Raw genomic sequence first — 25,035 nt, forward strand, 5'->3', positions numbered from 1 at the left:
GCGCCGCAACACCAGCGTGCAGGAGACCACTGCGATCACGGCGAACAGCGCCCAGACGGCACCGGCGCGGCGGTCAACCATCGCATCAGGGTATCGACGCGGGTCCATTCTGCGGTGCGGACCGTAGTTCCGCCGCCCGGTGCAGATGATCAAAGATGATCTGGTCGACGGGTGAGACGCGGCTCCGGTCGGCGTGGGTGAGCCAGACGATTTCCGCGATCTCGCTGGCCGGCTGCAGATCGCCCTGGTAGTGGGCGGTGTAGCAGGTCATGCGCACGACCGTGCCGGCCGGGTGTCCGTGGGCTTGCGCCTGGAACGTTCCGGTGTGGGCGGCGCTGTGCGCCATGATCGTGACGCTGAGTTCCTCGCGGATTTCGCGGACGAGCGTGTCGATGTCGCTCTCGCCGGGTTCTCGTTTGCCGCCCGGAAGGTAATAGGTGTTCTTGCCGGCGGAGCGGGTGCTGAGAATCGCACCGCCGACGATATGAATCCAGGCGATTTTGTCGATGACGGTCACGGTTCGGCTCCCGAGGGCTGGTGAGCGTGCGGATCGCCCGGCCGGACTGGTGCGGCCCGGCCGGGCGTCCCCGTGCGGCCCGGTCAGTCGGGGTCGAGCGGCGTGAAGATCCAGCTCTGGTTGGCCTGGCCGTTGCAGTGGAACACGATCAGCCGACCCCGGTTGGGGGTGGTGGGCTTGCCGGCGACGTCGAGGCACAGATTGGGGTTCTGGGCGTTGAGCAGGTTCACTGTCTCATTGTCCTCCTGGATGACAAGCCAGGTCTGGCTCGTTTCGCTGGAGCAGTTGTGGATGACCAGGATCATGCCGGAGACCACTCTCGCCCCGCCCGGGACGTCCAGGCAACGGTGACTGCCCAACCCGCTCAGCGTCACGATGAGTCCGCCGAACTTCGCGCTCCAGCGCCATCCCAGGTCCCAGCCCTGGTTCGTGCCCCCGGTGCGGTGGTAGACGCCGACCGCCGAGTTGTTGCCCGTCCGCTCGCCGAGCACGTCCATCACGGCGCCGGAGTTCAAGGTCTCCAGGCTCATCGACTCCTGGTCCATCCACCGGTAGGGAGGTGTCGGAAGCACGGTCGCGGTCGACGGCTTGTAGGCCGGGGTGAAGATCCAGCGTTCGTTGCGGGTGTTTTCACACTTGTACAGGATCAGGCGTTTCGCGTCGGTGGGGTCGTGTTGCTCACCCCTGACGTTCATGCACAGGTCGGGCCGTAGCTGGCTGCGGAGTTCGTACTCGCCGTGTTCGTCCAGATAGATCGGACGCCAGCGCTGGCTCGCCTTCCCGGTGCACTTCCACAGCGACAACGACCGCCCCGGACCCGGGTTCCGATCGCTGTTCGTGATGTCGATGCACCGGCCGCTCTCCTGGCCGCGGAAGGTCATCGACATGTCGCTGAACTGTTGGACCAGCCAGCTTTGATTGTCCTTGCCGGTCCGCTTGTAGCTGACGATCGGCGTCCCGTTGGAGGTGCCGTGTTCCTTAGCGTCGAGCACACCCCCGGCGTCCATGCTTTCGATCGCCTGGAGGCTGGAGAAGACCTCCACGGGCGGTTCCGGGAGCTGAACCGTGCCGATGAAGGCCCCGTAGTGGTCGGCTGTCGCACCCGGCAGCCTGCGGGTCGGTAGCGGGCCCTCGTCGGTGGAGTTGACCGCGTAGTCCAGTTCACGGCCCGCCTGGTGGGTCGCCCGGCCGGTGTTGTAGATCCGTGCGCCCGCCGGTGTCTGGAGCTGGTCCGGTTCCTGGTTGTAGTCGCCGAGGGCGACCCAGTGCTCGCCGCGGTTACGGCCGCGGACGAACGCGGCGATGTCTCGCAGCAGCCCCCGCCCGTCGTCGGCAGCGCCGGTGGCGTGCACATTGAAGTACCAGTTCCCGTCATTGAGCAGCACGCCGAGTGTTGCGCGGGCATTGCGATGGGTCCGGGTCCGCCGGTTGGCCACCGCCGCGACCGCGACCGCCGGCTCGTGGGTCACGATGGCCAGGTTGTTGCGGCCACCGACGTACCGTCCCCCTCTCGGGTCGGTCTGGAGAAAGTAGACGTGAGCGCTGTTCCTGTTCCTTCCGGTGCGCCACCGGGTGTATGCCACCTCGTTGGCGTGGCCTACCTGCGGCAGGCCAGCCCCGCCGTTGGCCAGTTGCCGGCCCTGGTAGCGGGTCAGCCGGGTCCCGTAAGCCAGCGCCGGTGAATCGGGACCCGCTTCTTGCACCGCCACGACGTCGGCATCGGCGTAATACCGGCCGATGGTCGTGGTCCATTTGTTGTCTCGTCCGCTCCGTGAACCCTGCAGGTTGTAGGTGATGACCCGGCGGCCTCGCAACGCCGCCTGCGCCGGCTGGTCGGTCACCACCACAACCACGCCCGCGAAACTCACCGCCAGCGCTGCCACCAGCGCCAGCGGAAACCATCGGCCCCACCGGCCTGTTCTTGATATCTGCACCGTCGTGCGCCTCCTCGCCGCTTGACGTTTGACCGTCGGCGCCGGGCCTGCTCGGTGGCGGTGCATGTCATCTCCGCTGGTGCGGTGGCATGCACGACACGCCGACATCCGGCCGGGTGGCCGGTAGGACCGAGTCTTCGCCGGCTGCCGCCGCGAGACATCTGTCAGACGACGGTGTGGTTCGGGTCAGGGGCTCGGCGGGCGGGGCGTGCCGTCACGCCCGTGAGTGTCGCGGGCGAGCAGCACCGCGGTGTCGAGGATGCGGTGCCAGTCGAGCTCTGACAGCGGCCGGGTCGTCAGCGACGCCATGCCGGCCATGGCGTGGAGCAGGCGTTCGCGTAGCAGTGTTCCGGGGGCGCGCGTGGCCTCTGCCAGCCGCTGAGCCTCGACGGAGAACCGGGCGGACCGCGAGAACTGCACCAGCGACTCGGGCAGGGCCGTGGGCGCGTCGCGTGCCGGTTCGTCGCTCTCGGCCAGTTCCACGGACAGGCGCACGCCCAGCGCGATGGCGAGACTGTTCACGGCGGAGAGCGTCGGGTTGCCGCGTCCGTTTTCCAGGTTGGCGATGTAGGGCACGGACAGGCCCGCGTCGGCGGCCACCAGCAGCGCGCCCCCATGCACCCGGGCATGGCGGCACCGCAACGGGTCGCCAGAGACGCGGCACGCATCACGGCCCCGCTGCTGCTGCACGTCCAGCGCGATGATGAGATCTTCCCCGAGGCCGGCCAGCTAGAACTGTTCGATCGGATCGCCTCGCGGACCAAATACCTCTGTCTGGAGGCCGGTTCACACACTCACACCCCGCCCGCCGCCGTCGCCGGCTGGCGGACTTTTATCGCCGAGCGCCTAAAAGACGGCAGCCGAGAGAGCTGGGAGTCACCACCACAATAGATCGCTAGTCCGGATCTGCCGCGATCCGTATGTTGAACCCATTAGCACGGATACAGGGCGGCACGGTCTCGGTGCGTCCGAAGCTCGATCCAAGCGCCGGACACGTCGAGTGGCGGCGGTGCGGCCCAGTCGAGCAGTATTACCGCGCCGCCTAACTCAAGCGACGGGGTGTTGTCAGTGGCAAGGTTCAATCTGCCCCGCAGAAGCAGATCCTGTCCTTCGTTGCGGACTCTCTCGTCTGGCGAGGCTCGCAGGGCGGAGGTTCTGGCCCACGCAAGGTCTTCGTCGATGGTCCACTCGACGCGATACGGGCCGGGTGAGTTCCTGCGGATCGCCGCGCCATCGAACCACGGCGCTACCCACACCACTACGAACCGACCGGCTATCGCCTGAGCGGGCTACATGAACAATCACCAGGTCCCGACAACAGGCGCACCTGGGCACCCGAGGCCGTGCTGGCGGATGCACGCCCCGAGAGTCGCGTTAAAGAAGCTTTAAGGAACGCGTGCTCAGCGTCATGAACTGCTGCCACATCATTGCTCGTATATCTCGGCACAAGCAGTACCGAGACGAAGAGGAGCCGTGCATGTATCGACGCGGAGTCGGCAGCCGGACGCGCAAGCTGGTGATTGGAGGTGCCGCCGCAGCGCTGCTCGGCTCGGCGCTCGCGGTCGGCACGGGGATGAGCCAGGCCGCCGAACAGGGCAACGTCGGAGCCAGCTCCGGTAACATCAACGCTTTGGTGCCGGCACTGGGTTTCAGCCCGGGCGATCCGAACGCGACGGCCGACCGCGTGGGCCCCACCGGGGTAAACGTCCCCGGTCGCTGCCCACCCACTCAAGCCCAGGTGAACGCGCAGGTAGCGCTTCAAAATGCGAACCTTCCGAGTGGAACGGACCTTGAAAGTCGCATCCAACGTTTTGAAAAGACCTTGTCGGCGATGCAAGACTTGAAATGCCCCGCATCCTCCACGACTTTGCTGGGCCGCTTGAATTCCTTGACCGCGCTGCGCGGAAACGCGAACCGCGATGACGTCCTGCGTGGTTTGGGTTTGAACGAGACGCCAGCGGATAAGGCCGCCGCCACAGGATCCGGTGACGCGGCGGCGGGTGGAGCGACGGGGAACGCCGGAGACAGCTCCGGTAACATCAACGCTTTGGTGCCGGAGCTGGGTTTCAGCCCGGGCGATCCGAACGCGACGGCCGACCGCGTGGGCCCCACCGGGGTAAACGTCCCCGGTCGCTGCCCACCCACTCAAGCCCAGGTGAACGCGCAGGTAGCGCTTCAAAATGCGAACCTTCCGAGTGGAACGGACCTTGAAAGTCGCATCCAACGTTTTGAAAAGACCTTGTCGGCGATGCAAGACTTGAAATGCCCCGCATCCTCCACGACTTTGCTGGGCCGCTTGAATTCCTTGACCGCGCTGCGCGGAAACGCGAACCGCGATGACGTCCTGCGCGGTTTGGGTTTGAACGAGACGCCAGCGGGATAAAGCCGCGGGGAATGCGGCGCCGCAAACGCGCCAGCGAAACAAGCGGCTCGCAGAGCGGCGCCGCGGACGACGGCAACCTGATCCTTCGCGGATCCTGATCCACCGCACGGAACCGCCGCGCCGGAGGCCCTCGCACCACGGGCTCTCCGGCGCGCCCGTGTGTGGGCCACGCGCGGTGATCTTCGGCTACTTCGGCACGCTGACCGACTCCGGCGCTGAGGAGTATCGCGAGCGCGCCGATCCCGGGTGCGGCGCGGTACCGGGTCGACCCCGATGACGCGGTCTGCGCGTCGGTTGCGGGTCGTCCGTCACGTGACGTAGCTGGATCTCACCGCCGCCGACATCCAACTTCGCCGAGGAAGATGCGTCGCGAACTGTTGTATTCGCCGGTGGAGACAGTTTTGCGCCGACGTCGTCTATGACGTCTCTGCGTTCGGGCTGGGCGAGCTGCACGGGTACGAGGCGATCGAGAAATCCAGCCTGGCGCTGGGCGACGCGAACCCCGTTGGCCATCACGTCACCAACATCTGCGTGACCGAGGATCCGGACGGCACGGTGCGCGTGCGCTCGAAGGGGATCGGCGTCTCCGCTTCGGGCAGCGTGGGCAGCGTCGTCTACGAAGACGTGGTACGCCGCGAAACGGCCGGATGGCGCATCGCGTATCGCAAGGTGATTCCTCGCAGGACGCCGCTTCACCCCTGACAGTCGGACAAGGGACATTGTCTCGGCGAGTTGTTGAGGGTGCGTCGGCGGTGTGAGCCCCGGTCAACGACCGAAGTGTCTCCCGCTGGCGCGCCTGATCGTTCCATGATCACGTACACGGATCTGCCGCCGAGCTGGCGCGGCGAGACCGGCGTCGAGCGATGATGGCCGCGAGGGCTACAGGCTGGCGAGCATCTGGAGTCGTTCCGCGGTTTCCGATCCGGAGTCGGCGCGCGATAGACGACGAGCAGTTGCCGGTATTCCGGCTGCAGGAATTTCTCGTAGTACAGCTCGAGCGGGCCGGCGAGAGGATGGGCGAACCGGGTGATGCCGGAGGTGCGTCCGCGGATTTCCCGGCGTGCCCAGAGGGTGCGGAAGCGGTCGCTGGCGAGGCTGAGTTCGCCGATGAGTTCGAGCAGCTCGGGTTCGGCGGTGTCGCCGGTGAGCATCGTGCGGAGGCTGGAGACAGCCTTGGCGGTGATGTCGTTCCAGTCGCGGTAGAGCCGGCGCATCTCGGGTTCGAGAAAGACTGCCCGCAGGGGGATCTGCCCGACGGTGAAGAACGGGCACAGGGCGACGGCGAGGCGGTTGGCGGCGGTGACCTGGCCGGTGGCGTCCTGCGTGTAAGCCGGAGTGTGGTGCCAGGTGTCCAGCAGCGGTTGCAGGACATCTGCCGCGGTGGTACGGGTGCGGCGCCGTTTCGGGCGGGGCGTCGGGTGGGCGAGCCGGTGCAGGTAGGCGATCGCATCGTCGTCGAGCTGCAGCGCGCCGGCGAGGGCGGTCAGGATCTGGTCGGACGGGTTGAGGTCGCGGCCTTGTTCCAGGCGCAGGTAATACAAGGAACTCGCCGAGAGTGTCCGTGGTGCTCGCCATCGTTGGTCAGTCCTTCGTGTTCAGGCGGCTTGCAGGCCGAGGCGGATCAGCGACTCTGCGCTGGCGGTCACGGTTTCCTCGTTCGAGCGTGGAGTCCAGCCCAACTGCTCACGGATTTTGGTGTTGTCGGCGCGGCGCACGACGTTGAGCTGTGGGACGAGTTCGGTCAGGCGAGGGCTGAACCGGGCCATGAGTTTGATCAACCAGGCCGGCGCGGCGCGGGTAGGCGCCTTTGCGGCGGCCTCGCCGAGACTCGCGTGCAGGACGCGCCCGATCTCGGCGAACGAGAGGGGCGCGCCCGCCAGGGCCAGATATCGCTGGCCGGCCGCGACCGGCGAAGTCATCGCACGGACGTGCGCGTCGGCAACATCACGCACGTCCACCACGTGAGTCCACATCGGCGGGGCGGCCCGCATACCGCCGTCGAGCATCGTCTTGATGATCTGGATCGAGGGGGAGAAGTCGGGGCCGAGAACCGGGCCGAAGATGCCCACCGGATTGATCACCGACAGCTCGAGGCCGCCACCTTCAGACTCGATGAAGTCCCACGCTGCGCGTTCGGCGATCGCCTTCGATTTGATGTACGGAGCGACACCGGGCTCGTCGGTCCTGGTCCAATCGGCCTCAGTGAAGACCCGATCGGTATTGCCCCGGCTGTAGCCGACGGCGGCGAATGACGAGGTCAACACCACCCTGCGCACGCCCGCGTCGCGCGCGGCCCGCAGCACCCGCAACGCGCCGTCACGGGCCGGGATGATCAGGTCGTCCTCATGCTTCACAGGCGCGCCCGGAAACGGCGAGGCGATGTGCAGCACGTAGTCGGCGCCGGCTGCGGCCTGCGCCCACCCGTCGTCGCGGCCTAAATCGGCGGCCAAGTAGGAGACGCGCTCACGGTGTGGCGCTCGCGCGGCGTCGAGCATCTTCTCCACGTCACCCTGCCGGGTCAGATGGCGCATCGTCGTACGCACCGTGTGCCCGGCATCCAGTAACTGCGCCACCGCGTGCGCGCCCACAAAACCGGTCCCGCCGGTGACAAGTACCGTAGTCATGCCCTGATCCTTCGGCCCACCACCCGCATCCGGAAGTTCCCCTCGATACTGGTCCCAGAAGGGTCAGGCTCCGCACAGCGGCCGCCCCAGCACCGATCCTCCCCCAGGCATCGCCGGCCGGATACCAGAACGGCGCACCCGGCCGGCTCAGGTGCAAGCCCGCTCGTCGGCAAGAGCATCCGGATCTGCCGCCGGTCGGGCGCGGTTGGCGGCATGGCTGTGTGACGGTCAGTACTCCCAGCCTCGGGCATGCTCGCGGCAAAGGGCCGAGGCCGGCCCTATCGTGATCGCGTGACCTTGGCGCGGCAACGGCAGGACTACCTTGATGCCCTCGGCTGGGTGGCCCGCCTCACGGCAGAAGTGCCCCGCGAAACCCTCGGCCGGCCCACCCCCTGCGATGACTTCGATGTCCGCGACCTTCTCGGGCACCTCATCGGCACCGCGCATCGAGGACTCGCCACCGCCCGACGCCTGCCCACACGGGGCATCCCGCACGTGGTCACCGAAATTCCGGACGCCGAACTCGCCTCGACATACACGCATTTGACGGCCCAGATCCACGTCGCCTGGTCGTCGCTGGAGGCCGACGACGACTTGGTCGCCCCCTGGGGACCGTGCACGGCAGTGGAGGCGGCACGGGGCTTCACCGTCGAGACGATCACCCATGGCTGGGACCTTGCCGTTGCCACCGGCCAACCCGCCGAGGCTCCGAACGGCATAGCCGAACGCTGCCTTGCCTTTGCCGCCGAGGCCATCCCGGACCGGCTTCGCGGAGTGATGTACGACCAACCTGTCGTTGGGGCGGTGAACTCGTCGCCGACCGAGCAGCTCGCGAACCTCCTCGGCCACAGACGAAACCGTCGATGATGCCCTTCACGGAGCCTCGCCCGCGTGCGCGACCTCGGCGCCGCCCTCATCTCGGTCACGACCGGACGAGGCGCACACCGGTCGCGAGCAGCCAGACGAGCCAGGCCGCGAACCCGAGGAGCCCGACGAAGATCAGCGCCGAGCCGTCGGCGATCGCGAGGGTGCCGACCCCCGCGGCGAGCAGCAGGCCCCCGCCCACCAGGCCCAGCAGACGCTGCCAAGCCGGAGTCAGCCCACTCGCGTGCGCGGCGAGGGCCGCGCCGATGAAGGTGGTGCCGAGCGTCGGCAGCGCCAGCGCGAACGCCGCCGCGTGAACCTGCCAGACGAGCTCGAACGCGGGCGTCGGCTCGGCGAGCCCGCCGGCGGAGAGCACGAGCCCGATCTGCAGTACGTTGACGAGCACGAAGATGGCCGACAGCGTCGCGCCAGCGGCCACGGCGAGCAGCGACCAGTCGGCGCCCGCTCCGCCGCGCCGCTCCACGAGGCCGTGCAGACCGGTCACGAACACGAGCAGCAGCGGCAGGTACAGGGCCACCAGACCAGACACGATCGCGACCGAGCCGTGGTTGGCCGCGTAGTAGGCCAGCACTTCCCCGATCGGAGCGCCGTAGCTCGGCGCGCCCGTTACCGCAAATACCGCGTTCTCTGTCGCCACCGACACCATGAACGCGATCGCCGCGGCGCCGACGAGCCGCCCCCGAACGACCCAGTCGCGGGCCAGCGTGGCGGCGGTGTTCTGCGGTGATCTCATCTCTTACGCCTTCGTTCAGCCGGATGGGAGGTTGTCGAGCAGGTTCGGGGTGTTCGTATGGTCATCAGTCGGAGCGCACTGCCCCACCTGGCGTTACCGGGCGGTGACATTGTGGACGCAACACTATGACCGGCCCGCTCATGCGCGCATCGGTGAGAAACCCCGGCGTACGCCCGCGACGTCCCCCGACCTGGACTCGGGGTTCACCCCGGGCTCGGCGAGGATAGACAACGACTGAGGAATACGCGCTCATGCCGCGTTCAGTGCGTTCGGCTGGGCGGGCATCGCCATGTGCAGGTGACAGTGGCTTCTGCCCTGGAACATACTGCGCGAACGTGGTACACGGGATTGACTTTCCTTGATATTGGCGTATGTCTATTGCTGTCCCCGCTGTGACAACGTTGTCAAATCCCTCGGAACGGATGGCACCCGTATGCGCCGCTTCGTCGCCTGGTGGGCAGCGATCCTGCTCGCCGTCACCGCCCCCGTCCTGCTGGCCGTCTCCCCCGCCGCGGCCGCCGACCTCGACCTGACCGGATACGTGAACCCGTTCGTCGGCACCGACGACAGCAACTCCCCCAACCCCGTCGGCGGCGGCGCCGGCGGAAGCACCTTCCCCGGCGCCACCGTGCCGTTCGGCATGGTGCAGTTCTCCCCGGACACCCCGACCGGCTCACCGTCGGGTTACCGCGACTCCGACCGCACCATCGAGTCGTTCAGCCTCACCCACTTCAACGGCGCCGGCTGCCCGAACAACGAGGACCTGCCGATCCTGCCGATCACCGGCGGCATCGGCGCCTCACCCGGCAGCAACTGGACCAGCTACGCCTCGGCGTACACCAAGTCCAACGAAGCGGCGGCGCCCGGCTACTACCGCAACCGCCTCGACAAGTACGGCGTGGACGTGGAACTGAGCGCCACCAAACGCACCGGTGCGCTGCATCTCACCTACCCCGCCACCACTCAGGCCCGCGTCCTGATCAACGACTCCCGGTCGGCCACCGGCGACCGGGCCGGCAACGTCACCATCACCGGCAACCGGGTCTGGGGCGAGCACACCGCGGGCGGCTTCTGCGGCGGCCGCACCTACCGCGTCTACTACTCGATCCTGTTCGACCGCACCCCCACCGGCTTCGGCACGTTCGCCGGCGGCACGGTCAGCGCCGGGTCGGCCAGCACCAGCGGCACCAGCACCGGCGCGTACGTCACCTTCGACACCACCGGCAACCAGGTGGTCAACGCCACCGTGGGGATCTCCTTCGTCAGCGTGGCCAACGCGCAGAACAACGCCACCGACGAGGCGGGCGCCTTCAGCGCCGTACGGGCGAACGCGAACGCGGCCTGGAACAGCGCCCTCAACCGGGTGCAAGTCAGCGGCGGCAGCGGCACCGACCTGCAGAAGTTCTACACCGCGCTGTACCACGTGCAGCAGAACCCGAACCTGGCCAGCGACACCAACGGCGAATACCGCGGCTTCGACGGCGCGGTGCACACCGCGAACCATCCCGTCTACCAGAACTATTCCGGCTGGGACATCTACCGGTCCTGGGCGGCCCTGGTCTCGCTGATCGCCCCGGACGTGATGAGCGACATCGTCAAGTCCATGGTGCTGGACGGCCAGCAGGGCGGCCTGCTACCGAAGTGGTCACAGCAGACGGTCGAGGACTTCGTGATGCCCGGCGACCCCGGGCCGATCATCGTCTCCAGCGCGTACGCGTTCGGCGTGCGCGGCTTCGACACCTCCGCCGCGCTGGCGCTGATGACCAAGAGCGCCTCCGGCGGCTCCACCCAGGGATACGTGTTGCGCGGCAACTACGCCACCTACAACGCCAACCACTTCATCCCCGGCAACCCGTCGGAGACCCTGGAGTACGCCGCATCCGACTTCGCCATCGCCCGGTTCGCCGCCGCGCTCGGCGACACCGGATCGGCGTCCGCGGCGGCAACCCGGTCGCAATACTGGCGCAGCATCTTCAACGGCGAATCGGCGTACATCCACACCCGCAACGGCGACGGCTCGTTCGCCTGGCCGCTGGACCCGGCACGGGAGAACCCGTACGTGGAAGGCAATGCCTCGCAGTACACCTGGATGGTCCCGCACAACCTGGACGCGCTGATCACCCTGATGGGCGGGCCGGCCACCGCGGTCCAGCGGCTGGACCACCACTTCACCGAACTCAACGGCGGGCTGTCGCGGCCGTACTTCTACATCGGCAACGAGCCGGAACACAACGTGCCGTGGACCTACAACTTCGCCCGTAAGCCGGCCGGCGCCAGCGACGCCGTCCGCCGGGTGATGGCGGAGTCGTACACCACCGGCGCGGGCGGCCTGCCCGGCAACGACGACCTCGGCGCCACCTCAGCCTGGTACGTGTGGTCGGCGCTGGGCTTGTATCCGGTGACCCCGGGTGCGGACACCCTGGCGGTGCACGGCGGGCTGTTCCCCTCGGTCCTGATCCGGCGGCCGGGCGGCGACGTCACGATCAGCGGCGGCAGCGCCACCAACCGGTACGTGCAGGCGCTGTCCGTGAACGGGTCCGCCACCAGCCACAACTATCTGCGCTACGCGGACATCGGCGGTGGCGGCACGGTGAACGTCACCATGGGCGCATCGCCGTCGTCGTGGGGCACCGGCGCCTCCGACGTCCCGCCGAGCTTCGCCGACGGCGCCACCCAACCACCCGCCGAGCCGAACCTCGGCCCGGACCTGGCCGCCGGACGCCCGGTCACCGGCTCCACCGCCTGCGGCAGCGCGGAGTCCCCGGACAAGGCCGTGGACCAGACCATCCGCGGCAACAGCAAGTGGTGCTCCCCCGCCAACCCGGCCACCCTGACCGTCGACCTCGGCTCGGCGCAGACGGTGTCCGGCTTCGTGGTCAAACACGCCGGGCTGGGCGGCGAGACCACCGCGTGGAACACCGGCGCCTACACCATCGCCACGAGCACCGACAACGCCACGTACAGCACCGCGCTGTCGGTCAGCGGGGCGCGCAACAGCCGCACGTACGCGCCGGTGGTGCCGCGGACCGCCCGGTACGTACGGCTGAGCGTCACCTCGCCGACCAACGACGGCAGCACCGCGGCCCGCGTCTACGAGCTGGAGGTGTACGGCGGCACGGCGGCGGCGGCCGACCTGGCATTGCGGCGTACGGCCACCGCGGACTCCACCTGCGGCGCCGCGGAGAGCGCGGACAAGGCGGTCAACGGCAGCGTGCTCGGCGGCTGGGCGGACAAGTGGTGCTCGCAGGGCAGCGACAAATGGCTGCGGGTGGACCTGGGCAGCCGGCAGCACATCGGATCGGTGCTGCTGCGTCACGCGGGCGCGGGCGGCGAATACCCTGCCTGGAACACCCGGGACTTCGACCTGCAGACATCCGACGACGGCAACACCTGGACCACCCGTGCGCAGGTGCGCGGCAACACCGCGGACTCGACCACCACGTCGCTGAACGCCGACGCCCGCTACCTACGGCTGGCCGTGCTCACGCCGACCTCCAGCGGTGACACGGCTGCGCGCATCTACGAGATGGAGGTGCGCGGCTGACCCCCGCCGGTGGGCGACGGGTCCCGCGTCGCCCACCGGCGGGCCCCTCCCGCGCCTCGCCCGCAGGCAGGCCCGCCCTCGGGAGTGGCCGGTCAGGTGGTTACGGCACGGGCAGATGCAGCCCGCGACGCCGAAGTTGCTCTTCGGCCCGGACCCGTTCGATGTCCCGGTCGATGCCTTCCAGCACGGTCAGATGTTCCTCCACGTCCAGGCACCGGCAGGCCATCTGCAGTCGTTGGTCATAGGCCCGCAGGACCGCGGCCGACCAGGCAACCGACTGCCTGCTGACGCCGCCGTGCCGCTGGGCGTTCAACCGCCGGAGGTCCGCCGCGATCTGCCCCAGGCTCGGCGTCGGCCCGCCGGGCCGCGGGTACGGCGCGGCGTACCGCATGCGCCGGTCGAGCCGCGACAGCGCGCATCGGCGGTGCCGCTCGTCGATCGCCCACCGCAGCCACTGCCAACGCAGTTGCAGCATGAACACCAGCCGCCCGCGATCCGGACGCGCGAACCTCTTGATCCGGACCAAACGCCGCTCCAGGCGACGGTCGGAGTTATGGTTCCGGATCACCTGGTCAAGGCGGTCCACCAGGGAGTCGACCAGCGCCTTGTCAGCGGCGTCGTCATCTCGTAGCCCGCTGACGGGATGTCCGTCCTCGAACTGATTCATGCAACCCCCTCTAACGCGTCTCGTGTCCGTCTCGCGACTCTCGATAGAGTTCGGCCAGACGACGGCGCGCCGCACGAAGATTGCTGCGCACCGCCTGCGGGGACTTACCGAGAATCTGTGCGATGTCCGACGGGCCATAGAAATCCATGGTGTAAGCGATCACCTCCCGCTGTGCTGGAGGAAGCCGGCGCACCAAGTCCACGATCATCGAAGCGTCGCCGTCAGTCCAGTCCTCTCCGACCGGATGGGCCAACTGCTCGGCGATCAGCGATCGTCGCCGTCGCTCCCGGTCACGCATCCGTTCGCGTACGTAAATGCGCCGGGCTGCCTGTCGTACCCACGCCTCCGGGTTGTCGATCCTCGACCATCTCCGGTACGCGTCGAGCATCGCGGCTTCCACGGCGTCCTCGGCGTCTTCCCGCTGCGCGGCCTCGCTCATCATGAGAAACCGCACGAATTGCGTGAAGCGCGCCCTGAAAAAGGCATCGAAGTCGATCCGGCGGCGGTCTTGTTCCGCCCTGTCCGGGCGCAAGGTCTTAACTGGGCGCAAGGTGAAATGCCAAACGGCCATCCGAAACCCCATTGATCCGATGGTGATCGTTGAACCCTCGTCACCGTGACGAGGCCGGCCTCTGCCACCGCTGGCCAGCGGTGCGAAACCGGCGGCTCGCTGCCAGGCTGAAAATGATTCACTGTCGAGGTGCGAAAAGGATCAGAACCAGACCCAGGACCAGGCCGGCGGCGACCGTGGTGACCACCACCGACGCGGTCAGCGCGTAAATTCCGGCCACGCTCGTGGTGACCGCTGTGCACACGGTAAGTACGCCCGTCACGCGCCGGGAATCACCGGATCGCGTGATAGGCCGCTGTCTGGCCGGGGTTTCTCGTGCCATCGTGGACCGCCCTCCACGTCGATGCCCGGATCGGTCACCGGGCGTTCCATCTGTCCAGTGCATCCAGCGGTGGCGGGCGTGCATAGGAGCACCGGCCTCTGACCGTGCCACTCTGCCTTGTGATCACCAAGCCGGGAACAAGTCCGCCGTAGCGAAACAAGGACGTTCTCGGCCGAGCGGTCGGCGGGCGGGAGTGAGCGGGGCGCGGGTACGAAGACGCCGAGCGCGAGGGGTTCACCGCCATGGCTGCGCCGTTGTGGTGATCGTGTTTCCGGGTGGTGACACCTTGACGGCCGGAATGTTAGCGGTAACACTCCGAATAGCTGGTGATCGATGCAGGTGGCTCGGGCCATGCGTGTGTCGGTGCGCGCCAGACCGGCGAGGCGAGGAGGACGCGTCATGGACGAGCGGACCGCGCCGGCGAGTGACCGGATGCCTCCCGTGCGGGTCACCGACGATCTGGCCGGGGCCCGCATCGAGCTACGGCAGTTGCGCTACTTCGTGGCGGTCGCCGAGGAACTGCATTTCGGCCGGGCGGCGGCACGTGAGCACATCGCCCCGTCGGTGCTCAGCTCGCAACTGCGCCGGCTGGAACGCGCGCTGGGCGTGATGCTGGTGGACCGCGGCGGGCGACGCGTCGAGCTCACCGCCGCCGGAGCGCGGTTCCTCATCGAGGTACGCGACATCCTGCGCCGCCTCGGCCGGGCGGCGGTCGCCGCCCAAGGGCTCGCCTCGGAGCCGCCCGCGCTGCGCGTCGGCGTGCCGGAAGAAGGGTACGAGGCGGTACGGCCGGTGTTGCGTGCCCTGCGGTCCCGGCACCCGGATCTGCGCGTCGACCAGGTCAGCGCGGGCGTCCCGGAGCAGTGCCGGCTGCTCGCCGACGGCCGGCTCGACGTCGGTGTGGGCCGCGCGCCGGGCGCCACCGCGGCGATCGCCTCCGAATTGTTCCGGCTCGATCCGATGGGCGTGCTGGTGGCCGAGGACCACCCGATGGCCGGGCGCCCGACGGCGACCGTGGCGGCGCTGGCCGAGGAGACGCTGCTGTTCGCCGACGAGGACCGAGCACCCGAGCTGAACGCGTTCGTCGCCGAGGTGTGCCGCGGCGCGGGGTTCTTCCCGCGGACGTTCCCCGGCACGGTGCAGGACCCGCGCGCCGCCGTCGACCTGGTCGCGCGGGGCTGCTGCGTGCTGTGCGTGCCGGCCAGCGCCGTGACCACCGCCCCGGGCGTGGTGTGGCGACCGCTGGCCTCCCCGGTGCCGCGCTATCCGTGGTCGCTGCTGTGGCGGGCGCAGCAGCCGTCGCGGCACGCGGTGGCGATGGTGTCGGTGGCCCGGCGGTTGTCGGCGGACAACGGCTGGCGCGCCCGCACCGCCGAGCTGGCCGGCTGACGGCCAGCCGGCCGGCACGGCGGGCAGACCCGGTATGCCGGCGAAGGTCGCGGCCCTTAACTGAGCCGGATCATGTTCCAGGACATCGGGGGCAGCACCGCCAGCATCCGGCCGCCGTCCAGTTTCGGATCGTCGAGCCGGCGCGGCTGCACCCGGTCGGGATGCAACCGGTCGTTGACCGCCTCCGGGTCGTCGTCCGCCAGCGCGGTGTGCGCCGCCGACGTCAACCCGCCGAACCCGCGCAGGTCCGCGTCCAGGCTCATCGGCTCGTGCTGATGCCGGTTCACCGCGAACAGCACCGGGCCGTCGTCGCCGGCCACCGCCACCGCGTCCAGCAGCGGCACCTCACCGAACGCCGCGGTCTCGTGCATCGGGGACCGCACCGGCACCTGCAGCACGGTGCCGCGGGCGTGCCGCGACGTCAACGCGTACGGGTGGAAGATGGCTTGCCGCCACGCCGGACCGCCCGGCTCGGTCATGATCGAGGCGATCACGTTGACCAACTGGGCCTGGCAGCCGATGCGTACCCGGTCGGCGTGCCGCAGCAGGCTGATCAGCAGGTTGCCGACCACCACCGCGTCGGTGACCGAGTAGACGTCCTCGATCAGTCGCGGCGTGGCGGCGACCTCCAGGTTCGTCTCGGCGGCGAACCGGCTCTGGTACCAGACGTTCCACTCGTCGAACGAGATGTCGATGCGCTTGCGGTGCCGGCCCACCGCACGCACGTGGTCGGCGGTGGCGACCACCGCGTCGATGAACCGGTCCATGCCCGTCGCGGCGGCCAGGAAGCTGTCCCGGTCGTCGCCGTGCTGCTGGTAGTAGCCGTGCATGGAGACGTAGTCGACCACGTCGTACGCCTCCGAGAGCACCGTCGACTCCCAGGTGCCGAAGGTGGGCATGTCGAGGCTGGAACTGCCGCACGCAACCAACTCGATCGACGGGTCCACCTGGCGCATCGCCTTGCCGGTCTCGTGCGCCAGACGCGCGTACTCGACGGCGGTCTTGTGGCCGATCTGCCAGGGGCCGTCCATCTCATTGCCCAGACACCAGACTTTCACCCCGTACGGCTGCGCGCTGCCGTTGCGGCGGCGCAGATCCGACCAGTATGTGCCGGAGGCCAGGTTGCAGTATTCGACCAGGGCGCGGGCGGCGTCGATGCCCCGGGTGCCCAGGTTCACCGCCATCATCGTGCCGGTGCCCACGGTGGCCGCCCAGCGGTGGAACTCGTCCACGCCCACCCGGTTCGGCTCGATGGAACGCCACGCCAGGTCCAGCCGCGCCGGGCGCTGGTCCACCGGGCCGATGCCGTCCTCCCAGCGGTATCCGGAGACGAAGTTGCCGCCGGGGTAGCGCACGATCGGCACGCCGAGCTCGCGCACCAGATCCGCGACGTCGCCACGGAACCCGTCCGCGTCGGCGGTGGGGTGTCCCGGCTCGAAGATGCCGGTGTAGACACACCGCCCCATGTGTTCGACGAACGAGCCGAACAGCCGGGGGTCCACCTCCCCGACGCGGTAGGCCGGGTCCACGGTCAGTGCAGCGGTCAGCATGGTCATCCCTTCAGGCCGGTGCCGGCGATGCCCTCGACGATGTTGCGCTGGAACAGCAGGAAGACGGCGACCAGCGGGATGGCGCCCAGGATCGCCGAAGCCATGGTGTCGGCGTACCGGATGCCGAAGGTGCCCTGCACGGTGGCCAAGCCGACCGGAATGGTCATGATGTCCGGGTTGCTCAGCACCACCAGCGGCCACAGCAGGTCGTTCCAGGAGGTGACGAACGCGAAGATGGCCACCGCGGAGATGGCCGGCCGGGCCAACGGCATGACGATCCGCCGGTAGATCCGCCAGAAGTTCGCCCCGTCCATCCGGGCGACCTCCTCCAGCTCGCGGGGCAGGCCGTCGAAGAACTGCAGGAAGATGAAGACCGCGACCGCGGTGGGAATCTGCGGCAGGCTCACCGCCCAGAACGTGTTCAGCAGATGCAGCGAGTCGAACTCGCGGAACTGCGGCACGATGAGCACCTGCGGCGGGATCATGATGCCGGCCAGAATGCCCCAGAACAGCACCCGCCGGAACCGGAACCGCAGGCGGGACAGGGCGAACCCGGCCAGGCTCGCGGTGAAGACCGTCCCGGTCGCGGTGAGGCACGCGATGACCAGGCTGGAGCCGAACCAGCGCAGGATGTCGGTCTCGTTGAGGATGCGGCCGAACGCGTCGAAGGTCGGGTTGTCGATCAGCCAGGTGGTGCGGGTGGTCTCCGCGTTCGGCTTCAGCGCCGTGTCCAGCGCCCAGGCCACCGGCCCGATCCACAGCACCGCGAAAGCGATCAGCACGCCGAGACAGACACGGTTGAACAGCTTCGTGCGCGTCTCCACGCGCGCGGCGAGGTCCACGGCCATCTCAGATCTCCTTCTGCCCGCGCCGCACGATCCGGAACCAGATCGCGGACACCGTCAGCACCACGAGGAAGAACAGCATCGACACCGCGGCGGCGTAACCGATGCGGTAGTTGGTGAAGCCCTCGTCGTAGACGTACTCGATGAGTGACCGGGTGGCGAAGTTCGGCCCGCCGGAGGTCATGATGTACATCTGGTCGAACACCTTCAGCGAGGCGATCACCTGCAGCACCGCGACAAGCGTGGTGGTACGCCCGAGCAGCGGCACGGTGATGCGGCGGATCTGCTGCCACGGCCCGGCGCCGTCGATCGCCGACGCCTCGTACAGGTCGCGGGGAATCTCCTGCAGCCCGGCCAGATAGAGCACGAAGTTGAAGCCGAGCGTCCACCACAGCGTGGTCAGCGCCAGCGACGGCATCGCCCAGTCCGGGTCGCCCAGCCAGTTCGGCGCCGTGATGCCGATGTGGCCGAGCATGTTCTGCAGCAGGCCCAGCTCCGGCGTGTAGAGGAACATCCAGATCAGCGCCACCACCGCCGACGGCAGGATGTACGGCATGAAGAACGCAAGCCGGAAGAACCAGCGCCCGCGCGCGGCCCGGTCGGCGAGCAGCGCGAAGGCCAGGGCCAACACGATCAGCGGCGGCGTGGTCAGGATGGTGAACCACAGGGTGTGCCACAGCGACGACCAGAAATCGGCGCTGCGCAACGCCTCCGCGTAGTTGCCGAACCCGGCGAAGGCGCCGAGCCCGGACTGCACCAGGCTGGCGTCGAAGAAGCTCATCACCAGCCCGTACGCCGCGGGCCCGAGAATGAACAGCAGATACAGCGTCAGGAACGGGGCCAGGAAACCGGCCGCGGGCAGGCCGTGCCGGTCCGCACGGGCCGGGCGGGGCGTGGGCTGCGACGCCCCCGCGGCCGGGCGTACGGCGGTCTGCGTGGTGCTCACCGCGCACCTCCCTCGATCGGTGACGGTGTGCCGGCCAGGTCGAGAAGCTGGTCGCGCATCTGGGCGAGCGCGGCACCGGGCTGCTGCTGGCCGCCGAGCACCGTGGCCACCGCGTTACTGGTGACGATTTCGAAGTTCGAACCGGACCCGGAGTACCACCCCTGCGGGTCGTAGACCGCGCCCTGCGCCGCCGCGGCGTACGCGGAGTTCGGGGTCATCGCCCGGTAGGCGGCGCTGTTGCGGAACGGCAGCCAGGCCGGGATGTGACCGCCCTGCGCCCAGGTCTTGCTCTGATCCAGCAGCGACTTGATCAGCGTCAGCGAGCGGTCGCGGCGTTCCGGATCGGTGTCCGGCTGCTTGGGGATCACCAGCGTGTGCGAGTCGGCCTGCACGGCGTACCGGCCGCCGCCGAACACGTTGGGGAACAACGTCATGGAGAACGGCATCTCCGCGGTCTGGAAGGTGGATATCTCCCACTCGCCCTGGAAGTAGAAGCCGGCCTGGCCGTTGGCGAACGTGGCGATCGCGCCCTGATAGTCGATGCCGCCGGGCACCAGGCCGGAGGACGTCAACGAGCGCAGGAAGGTCAGCACCCGCATCGCCTTGCCCCGGTCGATCACCACCTGCGCGCCGTCGTCGGCCAGCATCTGCCCGCCGAGCTGGCTGTACAGCGACTGGAAGATCCGCCACGGGGTGGCTGAGTCACCGTTGATCGACACGACGCCGCCGTACGTCTTGGTCACCTGCTTGGCCCGGCGCATCGCGTCGGTGAACTTCTCCGCACTGTCCAACGAGGTGAGCTTGCCGGCGGAGTCCAGCAGGCCCGCCTTCTCGCAGACGTCGGTGTTGTAGAACATGACGAACGGGTGGGTGTCCAACGGGATCGCGTACGCCTTGCCGTCCACCAGCCCCGCCCGCCACGCGGTCGGGTCCAGTTTGTCCGGCGTGATGCCGGACCGGGCCAGTTCGTCGAGGGGCAACTGTTCCAGCAGACCCGAGGCGATGAGCGTCTTCGCCCGGGTCAGGTGGGCGACGGCCACATCCGGCGGTTTCGCGCCGAGGGTGGCCAGGGACAGCTTGGTGTAGTACGGATTCCCCCAGGCCAGCGTGACGGCCTTCAGGTCGGTGCCGGGATGGGCGGCACGGAAACCGTCCAGCATCTCGGTCATCCGCACGCCGTCGCCGCCGCCGAAGAGGTTCCAGAAATCCAGCGAGCCGGCGGATTCACGGCCCGTGCCGAGCCCGCTGAGCACCGGGGCCGAGCATCCGGCCAGGACGGCGCCCGCACCCAGCCCGGCGGCGCCGCGCAGCAGATCCCGGCGGCGCAGGCCCGCGCCGGAACCGGTGAAGTCGCTCATGGTCGGAGCTTGCCCGCGGCGGCGCGGCCCGGTCCACCGGTGCAGACCCGCGAAGACGCGAAGACACGAACGCGAAACGCGAAGCACGCCCGGCGACCGCGCGAGGGTCCGGCGGTCCCGCGGTGTACGGTCGCGTCATGGCTGTTCCCACCGCGGCGATCACCGCCGGGTCCCTGATCGGCGGATGGCAGCTCGCCCGCCGCACCGGCATCCGTCCGCTGGGCGGCGCCGTGCTGGCCGCCGGTGGCGCGCTCGCGGGCCGCGAGTGGGCCCGGCGCACCAGCCCGGCCACCACGGCGGCGCTCGTCGCGACCTACGTCGGCGCGTTCGGGCTGTCACACCCGCTGGCCAAGCGCATCGGCTCGTGGCCGGCCGTGCTGGCCGTCTCGGCGCTGACCGCCGCGGTGTCCTGGGCCGCCGCGGACCGCAACGCCGCGCACTGATCGTCACCGGTGCAGGAGCATCAGCGAACGCAGCAACGCGCGCAGTGACGGCTCGTCGGTGAACCGCACCGCGGTCATCCCGACACGGGCGGCGGCCCCGGGCATCGGCCCGCCGAGCATTTCCGGCCAGCGATCCCAGTACGCGGCGATCGCCTCCGCGTAGTGCGGGAACCGCGCGGTCAGGTCCGCGGTCGCCGCGGCGAACGAGCGGCCGCGGTCCTGCTCCTCGGTCCAGCTCGGGCTACGCCATTCTCGCGGGGATGCTCAGTCCGCGGACACCGGCACGCCCGGCCGGTGGTCCGTACCCGGCGCCTCGCCGCGGGCCACCGCACCCGGCGCCGCGTCGCGCGCGATGCCCGCCGCCGCGTACGCCGCGTCCTCGTCCAGGGTCTCGGTCTCCAACAGGGTGGTCGCCAACGCGTCGAGTTGTTCGCGATGGTCGCGCAGCAACCGCAGGGCCGCGGCGTAACACTCCTCGACGATGGCGCGGACCTCGCGGTCCACGAGCTCCTTGGTGGCCGGGGCCACGCCGTCCAGCCCCAGCGGGGATTCGCTGCCCGGCGGCGGCAGCACCGTGACCGGCCCGATCGCATCGCTCATGCCCCAGCGGCCGACCATCTGCCGGGCGATGGTGTTGACCTGGTCCAGGTCGTTCTCCGCGCCGGTGGTCATCTCCCCGAAGACCACCTCCTCGGCGGCCCGGCCGCCCAGCGCGCCGATGATCCGGCCGCGCAGGTAGCGGGCGGAGTATCCGTACCGGTCCTCCTCCGGGCTCTGGAAGGTGACGCCGAGCGCCTGCCCGCGCGGAATGATGGAGATCTTGCGAACCGGGTCGGCGCCGGGCGTGAGCATGCCCAGCAGCGCGTGCCCGGACTCGTGGAAGGCGGTGCGCCGCTTCTCCTGCGGGGTCAGCATGATGCCGCGTACCGTGCCGAGCACGATCTTCTCCAGGGCGTCGGAGAAGTCGGCCTGGCCGACGGTGTCGCGGCGCCGCCGCGCGGCCAGCAACGCCGCCTCGTTGACCAGGTTCTTCAAATCCGCGCCCACCATGCCCGGGGTGGCCGCGGCCACGTTCTGCAGGTTGACGTCCGGGGCGACCGGTACGCCGCGGGTGTGCACGGCGAGGATCTGCTGCCGGCCGGCGAGGTCGGGCGGGCTCACCGTGACGCGCCGGTCGAACCGGCCCGGCCGCAGCAACGCCTGGTCGAGGATCTCGGCCCGGTTGGTGGCGGCCAGCACGACCACGCCTTCGCTGCCGGTGAAACCGTCCATCTCGGTGAGGATCTGGTTCAGGGTCTGCTCGCGTTCGTCGCTGCCGCCGATGCTCTGCGCGCCGCCGCGGGCGCGGCCGATGGCGTCCAGCTCGTCGATGAAGATGATCGCCGGGGCGACCTTCTTGGCCTGCTCGAACAGGTCGCGTACGCGACTGGCGCCGACACCCACGATCATCTCGATGAACTCGGACGCGGACATCGAGAAGAACGGCACCTCGGCCTCGCCGGCCACCGCGCGGGCGAGCAGCGTCTTGCCGGTGCCGGGCGGGCCGGACAGCAGCACGCCGTGCGGGATCTGCGCACCGAGGCGGCGGTAGCGTTCCTGGTCGCGCAGGAAGTCGACGATCTCGGTGACCTCCTGTTCCACCTCCTCGATCCCGGCGACGTCGGCGAACGTGGTGCGCGGGCCCTGATCGGGTTGATAGAGCTTGGCCCGGCTGCGGCCGAATCCACCGATGCCGCCGCCGGCCGCCGCGGCGGCGCTGCGGCGCAGGAACCAGATCAGCAGGCCGACCAGCAGCAGCGTGGGGCCGAAGCCGAGCAGCACCTGCTGCCAGACCGGCGCGGGCGCGTCCGGCGGGTTCGCGTTCACCGGCACGCCCTTGGCCTGCAACGCGGCGAGCAGGTTGTCGGCCGCGAAGGAGGGCCGCTGGGTGGTGAACCTGTCGACCTTCTCGCTGTCGCCGTCGTCGGCGGGCTTGTAGGTGACCTGCTTGCTGAACTCGCCCTCGATGGTGTCCCCGGTGGAGGTGATCTCGGCGACGTTGGCGGCGGTCAACTGCTGCAGGAAGAACGTGTACGACACGGTGGTCCGCGGCGCCGGCGCGAGCAGGAACGACGACACGATCCAGTTGATCGCCAACAGCACCAGGAGCATCCATCCGAAGCGCAGCCAGGCCGGGCGTTTCGGCCCCTGCGGCGGACGGCCGCCCTCGACCCGCCACGGTGTGGGCTTGTCGTCGTCACGCCCGGCCGGGCTGCGCCCTGGAGAGGTCATGAGCGCGACGGTACCCCCGTACGGGGGACGTCCATCGCCGTGGTGACGAGCGCAACTGGCGCGCCGGGCTCAGCCCCGCCCGGACCCGGTCGCTGCCTGTCAGTTTCGGGCGGTGTCGCGGGGCAGCCGCAGGGTGAACACCGCACCCCGGCCGGGCTCCCCGTGTGCCTCGATGGTGCCGCCGTGCCCGGCCGCGACCTCCCGGGCCAGGGCGAGACCCAGGCCGAACCGGCGGTGGTCGTCCGGCCCGGCGCGGGCGAACCGGGCGAACAGCCGCTCGGCGTCGCGCTTGTCGAATCCGGAGCCGTCGTCGCGGACCGCCACCCGCACCCAGCCGTCGTCGGCGGCCAGTTCGACGGTGACGTGACCGCCGGACGGGGTGTGGCTCAGGGCGTTGTCGACCAGGGCGTGCACGACCCGGCGCAGCGCCGCCTCGTGCCCGCGCACCCGCCCCGGCGCGGCGCACCGGTCGATCGTCGCCAGTTCCACCTGCTGGCTCGCGGCCCGCGCGGCGTGCTCCTCGACCACCTCGCCGACGACCGCGGACAGGTCCACCTCGGTGCGGTCCGCGCGCTTCGCCGGCTGGCTGGACAGCAGCAGATCGTGCACCACTTCGCCGAGCCGGCGCGTGCCGGTGACTAGCCGGTCGACATCCCGGGCGATCTCGTCCGGGTCGCCACCGCCGCGCAGGTCCATCTGCAGCAACTGGGCCCGCGTGTGCAACTGGGTCAGGGGTGTGCGCAGTTCGTGGCTGGCGTCGGCGACAAACTGCCGTTGGCGGGTCAGCGCCTCGGCGAGCGGGGCGGTGGCCCGCCCGGCGAGCAGCCGCGTCACGAGGGCCGCGATGAGCAGCCCGGCGAGTTCGGCGACGGCCAGGGCGACCAGCAGCCGGTTGCGTTCGTCTTCCTGCTCGTACAGGCCGGTGACGACCTGGAGGGTACGGCCGTCGCGGCGGGTGGTGAGCGCGAGGAAGTCCCCGCCGCCGACGTCGAGTTCGGTGATCTCGGCGGCCCCGCCCGCCGCGACGCGGTCGAGGGCGGCGCGATACGGCAGCCCGGCGGGCACCTCACCGCCGGCGGACCCGGCGACGGCCGGCTCCGGGCCGGAAGCCTCCGCCGCGAACACCCAGACGCCCTGCGGCGGGTGGACGCCGCTGCCGTACGCGTCGGCGGTGCGCCGCAGCAGGTCGACGCTGGCGGTGTGCTGGGTGTGCACCACCACGATCAGCACGAGCACGCCCACCACGAGGAGGCTGAGGGTGATGGCCGCGGCGGTCTGCACGACCATCGCACGGCGGGCCCGGCGCAGCAGCACGCGATCCGGGTCGCGCGTCACGACGGACCGAGCCGGTAGCCGGTGCCGCGAACCGTGGTGACCACCGACGCTCCCAGTTTGCGCCGCAGGTAGTGCACGTAGGTGTCGACAAGCGCGTCGCCGGTGGTGTCCGGGAACACCCGGGCCACGATCTCGCTGCGCGAGAAGGCCCGCTCGGGATGCTCGGCGAACAGGCGCAGCAGGTCGCTCTCGCGCCCGGACAGGGTGACCTCCTCGCCGTCCGGGCCACGAACCGCGCGGCTCAGCAGATCGAACACCCGCTCCCCCACCGCGAGCTCGGACGCCGGGCGGCGGCGCAGGATGACCCGCACCCGGGCCAGCAGCTCGGCCACCTCGAACGGCTTGACCAGGTAGTCCTCGGCGCCCCCGTCCAGACCGGCGACCCGGTCGTGCACCGTGCCCAGCGCGGTGAGCACCAGCGCCGGGGTGGTCACGCCCGCGCGGCGCAGACGCTTGAGCAGGTCCAGACCCTCCACCGCGGGCAGGCCCCGGTCGATGATCAGCACGTCGTAGGTACGGGTGAGGGCGCGATGCAGGCCGGCCTGGCCGTCGGTGGCGTGGTCGGCGGCGTACCCGGCGCCGCGGAAGAGCCGGACCAGGAGCTGACCGAGTTCCCGGTCGTCCTCGACCACCAGGACGCGAGCGAGGCCGCCCGTCTGCTGCTCCGCCATGCCACCACGCTCCCCTGCCTCCCCGGCGCCGACCGGCGCTCGGCGTT

The 25,035-nt window shown here is 69.7% G+C and carries 22 protein-coding genes; 7 read left to right on the forward strand and 15 right to left on the reverse strand.

What is annotated here, in order from left to right; genetic code table 11:
* Positions 1–85: 85 nt before the first annotated feature.
* The 3 genes from IEY73_RS24620 to IEY73_RS24630 all read right to left on the reverse strand — a co-directional run bounded on the left by IEY73_RS24620 (position 86) and on the right by IEY73_RS24630 (position 3,072).
* Positions 86–517: an NUDIX hydrolase gene (locus IEY73_RS24620; protein WP_189081687.1), complete on the reverse strand. Its 432-nt coding sequence runs from the start codon at positions 515–517 to the stop codon at positions 86–88.
* An 83-nt stretch (positions 518–600) separates the two neighbouring features.
* Positions 601–2,400, reverse strand: coding sequence for a ricin-type beta-trefoil lectin domain protein (locus IEY73_RS24625; RefSeq protein WP_194505942.1), 1,800 nt, complete (start codon positions 2,398–2,400; stop codon positions 601–603).
* 237 nt (positions 2,401–2,637) lie between these two features.
* The gene (locus IEY73_RS24630; RefSeq protein ID WP_189081689.1) at positions 2,638–3,072 is read right to left on the reverse strand and encodes a helix-turn-helix domain-containing protein; all 435 of its coding nucleotides are present in this window, start codon (positions 3,070–3,072) and stop codon (positions 2,638–2,640) included.
* A 6-nt stretch (positions 3,073–3,078) separates the two neighbouring features.
* On the opposite strand from IEY73_RS24630, the gene IEY73_RS24635 reads away from it, so the two are divergent.
* The 3 genes from IEY73_RS24635 to IEY73_RS24645 all read left to right on the forward strand — a co-directional run bounded on the left by IEY73_RS24635 (position 3,079) and on the right by IEY73_RS24645 (position 5,536).
* On the forward strand, positions 3,079–3,342 hold the full coding sequence (locus IEY73_RS24635; RefSeq protein WP_189081690.1) for an alpha/beta fold hydrolase domain-containing protein: 264 nt from the start codon (positions 3,079–3,081) through the stop codon (positions 3,340–3,342).
* A 586-nt stretch (positions 3,343–3,928) separates the two neighbouring features.
* Positions 3,929–4,834, forward strand: a complete 906-nt coding sequence (locus IEY73_RS24640; RefSeq protein WP_229716120.1) for a hypothetical protein — start codon at positions 3,929–3,931, stop codon at positions 4,832–4,834.
* Positions 4,835–5,215: 381 nt separating this feature from the next.
* On the forward strand, positions 5,216–5,536 hold the full coding sequence (locus IEY73_RS24645; RefSeq protein WP_268240484.1) for a nuclear transport factor 2 family protein: 321 nt from the start codon (positions 5,216–5,218) through the stop codon (positions 5,534–5,536).
* On the opposite strand, the gene IEY73_RS24650 is transcribed toward IEY73_RS24645, so the two are convergent.
* Both IEY73_RS24650 and IEY73_RS24655 read right to left on the reverse strand, forming a co-directional pair.
* The gene (locus tag IEY73_RS24650) at positions 5,527–6,375 is read right to left on the reverse strand and encodes an MmyB family transcriptional regulator (protein ID WP_229716121.1); all 849 of its coding nucleotides are present in this window, start codon (positions 6,373–6,375) and stop codon (positions 5,527–5,529) included. The genes IEY73_RS24645 and IEY73_RS24650 overlap by 10 nt on opposite strands.
* A gap of 54 nt (positions 6,376–6,429) precedes the next feature.
* Positions 6,430–7,458 (reverse strand): SDR family oxidoreductase, encoded by a 1,029-nt coding sequence (locus tag IEY73_RS24655; protein ID WP_189081692.1) that lies wholly within the window; start codon positions 7,456–7,458, stop codon positions 6,430–6,432.
* A 291-nt stretch (positions 7,459–7,749) separates the two neighbouring features.
* On the opposite strand from IEY73_RS24655, the gene IEY73_RS24660 reads away from it, so the two are divergent.
* Complete coding sequence (locus tag IEY73_RS24660; RefSeq protein ID WP_229716122.1) at positions 7,750–8,325, forward strand: TIGR03086 family metal-binding protein; 576 nt, start codon at positions 7,750–7,752, stop codon at positions 8,323–8,325.
* A 55-nt stretch (positions 8,326–8,380) separates the two neighbouring features.
* Here the strand turns inward: IEY73_RS24660 and IEY73_RS24665 are convergent, their stop codons facing one another.
* Positions 8,381–9,076: a hypothetical protein gene (locus IEY73_RS24665; RefSeq protein ID WP_189081694.1), complete on the reverse strand. Its 696-nt coding sequence runs from the start codon at positions 9,074–9,076 to the stop codon at positions 8,381–8,383.
* 433 nt (positions 9,077–9,509) lie between these two features.
* Between IEY73_RS24665 and IEY73_RS24670 the strand changes: the two genes are divergently transcribed.
* A complete protein-coding gene (locus IEY73_RS24670) occupies positions 9,510–12,620 on the forward strand; it encodes a GH92 family glycosyl hydrolase (RefSeq protein WP_189081695.1) in 3,111 nt (1,036 codons plus the stop codon).
* Between the two features lie 100 nt (positions 12,621–12,720).
* Here IEY73_RS24670 and IEY73_RS24675 read toward each other — a convergent pair whose 3' ends face one another.
* Together IEY73_RS24675 and IEY73_RS24680 are read right to left on the reverse strand one after the other, a co-directional pair.
* The gene (locus tag IEY73_RS24675) at positions 12,721–13,287 is read right to left on the reverse strand and encodes a hypothetical protein (protein ID WP_189081696.1); all 567 of its coding nucleotides are present in this window, start codon (positions 13,285–13,287) and stop codon (positions 12,721–12,723) included.
* A gap of 10 nt (positions 13,288–13,297) precedes the next feature.
* On the reverse strand, positions 13,298–13,870 hold the full coding sequence (locus IEY73_RS24680) for an RNA polymerase sigma factor (protein WP_189081697.1): 573 nt from the start codon (positions 13,868–13,870) through the stop codon (positions 13,298–13,300).
* 709 nt (positions 13,871–14,579) lie between these two features.
* On the opposite strand from IEY73_RS24680, the gene IEY73_RS24685 reads away from it, so the two are divergent.
* Positions 14,580–15,569: a LysR family transcriptional regulator gene (locus IEY73_RS24685; protein ID WP_189081698.1), complete on the forward strand. Its 990-nt coding sequence runs from the start codon at positions 14,580–14,582 to the stop codon at positions 15,567–15,569.
* Positions 15,570–15,625: 56 nt separating this feature from the next.
* On the opposite strand, the gene arfA is transcribed toward IEY73_RS24685, so the two are convergent.
* The 4 genes from arfA to IEY73_RS24705 are packed head-to-tail and all read right to left on the reverse strand — an operon-like array spanning position 15,626 to position 20,268.
* Positions 15,626–17,119, reverse strand: coding sequence for an arabinosylfuranosidase ArfA (arfA, locus tag IEY73_RS24690; RefSeq protein ID WP_189081699.1), 1,494 nt, complete (start codon positions 17,117–17,119; stop codon positions 15,626–15,628).
* 2 nt (positions 17,120–17,121) lie between these two features.
* Complete coding sequence (locus tag IEY73_RS24695) at positions 17,122–17,967, reverse strand: carbohydrate ABC transporter permease (protein ID WP_189081700.1); 846 nt, start codon at positions 17,965–17,967, stop codon at positions 17,122–17,124.
* 1 nt (position 17,968) lies between these two features.
* Positions 17,969–18,910 (reverse strand): carbohydrate ABC transporter permease, encoded by a 942-nt coding sequence (locus IEY73_RS24700; RefSeq protein ID WP_189081701.1) that lies wholly within the window; start codon positions 18,908–18,910, stop codon positions 17,969–17,971.
* Positions 18,907–20,268, reverse strand: coding sequence for an extracellular solute-binding protein (locus tag IEY73_RS24705; RefSeq protein ID WP_189081702.1), 1,362 nt, complete (start codon positions 20,266–20,268; stop codon positions 18,907–18,909). Before IEY73_RS24705 ends, IEY73_RS24700 begins: the two co-directional genes overlap by 4 nt.
* A 137-nt stretch (positions 20,269–20,405) precedes the next feature.
* On the opposite strand from IEY73_RS24705, the gene IEY73_RS24710 reads away from it, so the two are divergent.
* Complete coding sequence (locus IEY73_RS24710) at positions 20,406–20,711, forward strand: hypothetical protein (RefSeq protein ID WP_189081703.1); 306 nt, start codon at positions 20,406–20,408, stop codon at positions 20,709–20,711.
* A 264-nt stretch (positions 20,712–20,975) separates the two neighbouring features.
* On the opposite strand, the gene ftsH is transcribed toward IEY73_RS24710, so the two are convergent.
* From ftsH to IEY73_RS24725, 3 genes are all read right to left on the reverse strand, one after another.
* Positions 20,976–22,982 carry an ATP-dependent zinc metalloprotease FtsH gene (gene ftsH / locus IEY73_RS24715; protein WP_189081704.1) on the reverse strand — a complete coding sequence of 669 codons (2,007 nt, stop codon included), beginning with the start codon at positions 22,980–22,982 and terminating at the stop codon, positions 20,976–20,978.
* A gap of 99 nt (positions 22,983–23,081) precedes the next feature.
* Positions 23,082–24,317: a sensor histidine kinase gene (locus tag IEY73_RS24720; protein ID WP_189081705.1), complete on the reverse strand. Its 1,236-nt coding sequence runs from the start codon at positions 24,315–24,317 to the stop codon at positions 23,082–23,084.
* Positions 24,314–24,988, reverse strand: coding sequence for a response regulator transcription factor (locus IEY73_RS24725; RefSeq protein WP_189081706.1), 675 nt, complete (start codon positions 24,986–24,988; stop codon positions 24,314–24,316). The genes IEY73_RS24720 and IEY73_RS24725 overlap by 4 nt, the downstream gene beginning before the upstream one ends.
* Positions 24,989–25,035: the final 47 nt, after the last annotated feature.

Source organism: Mangrovihabitans endophyticus, assembly GCF_014646155.1.
Taxonomy (GTDB): Bacteria; Actinomycetota; Actinomycetes; order Mycobacteriales; family Micromonosporaceae; genus Actinoplanes; species Actinoplanes endophyticus.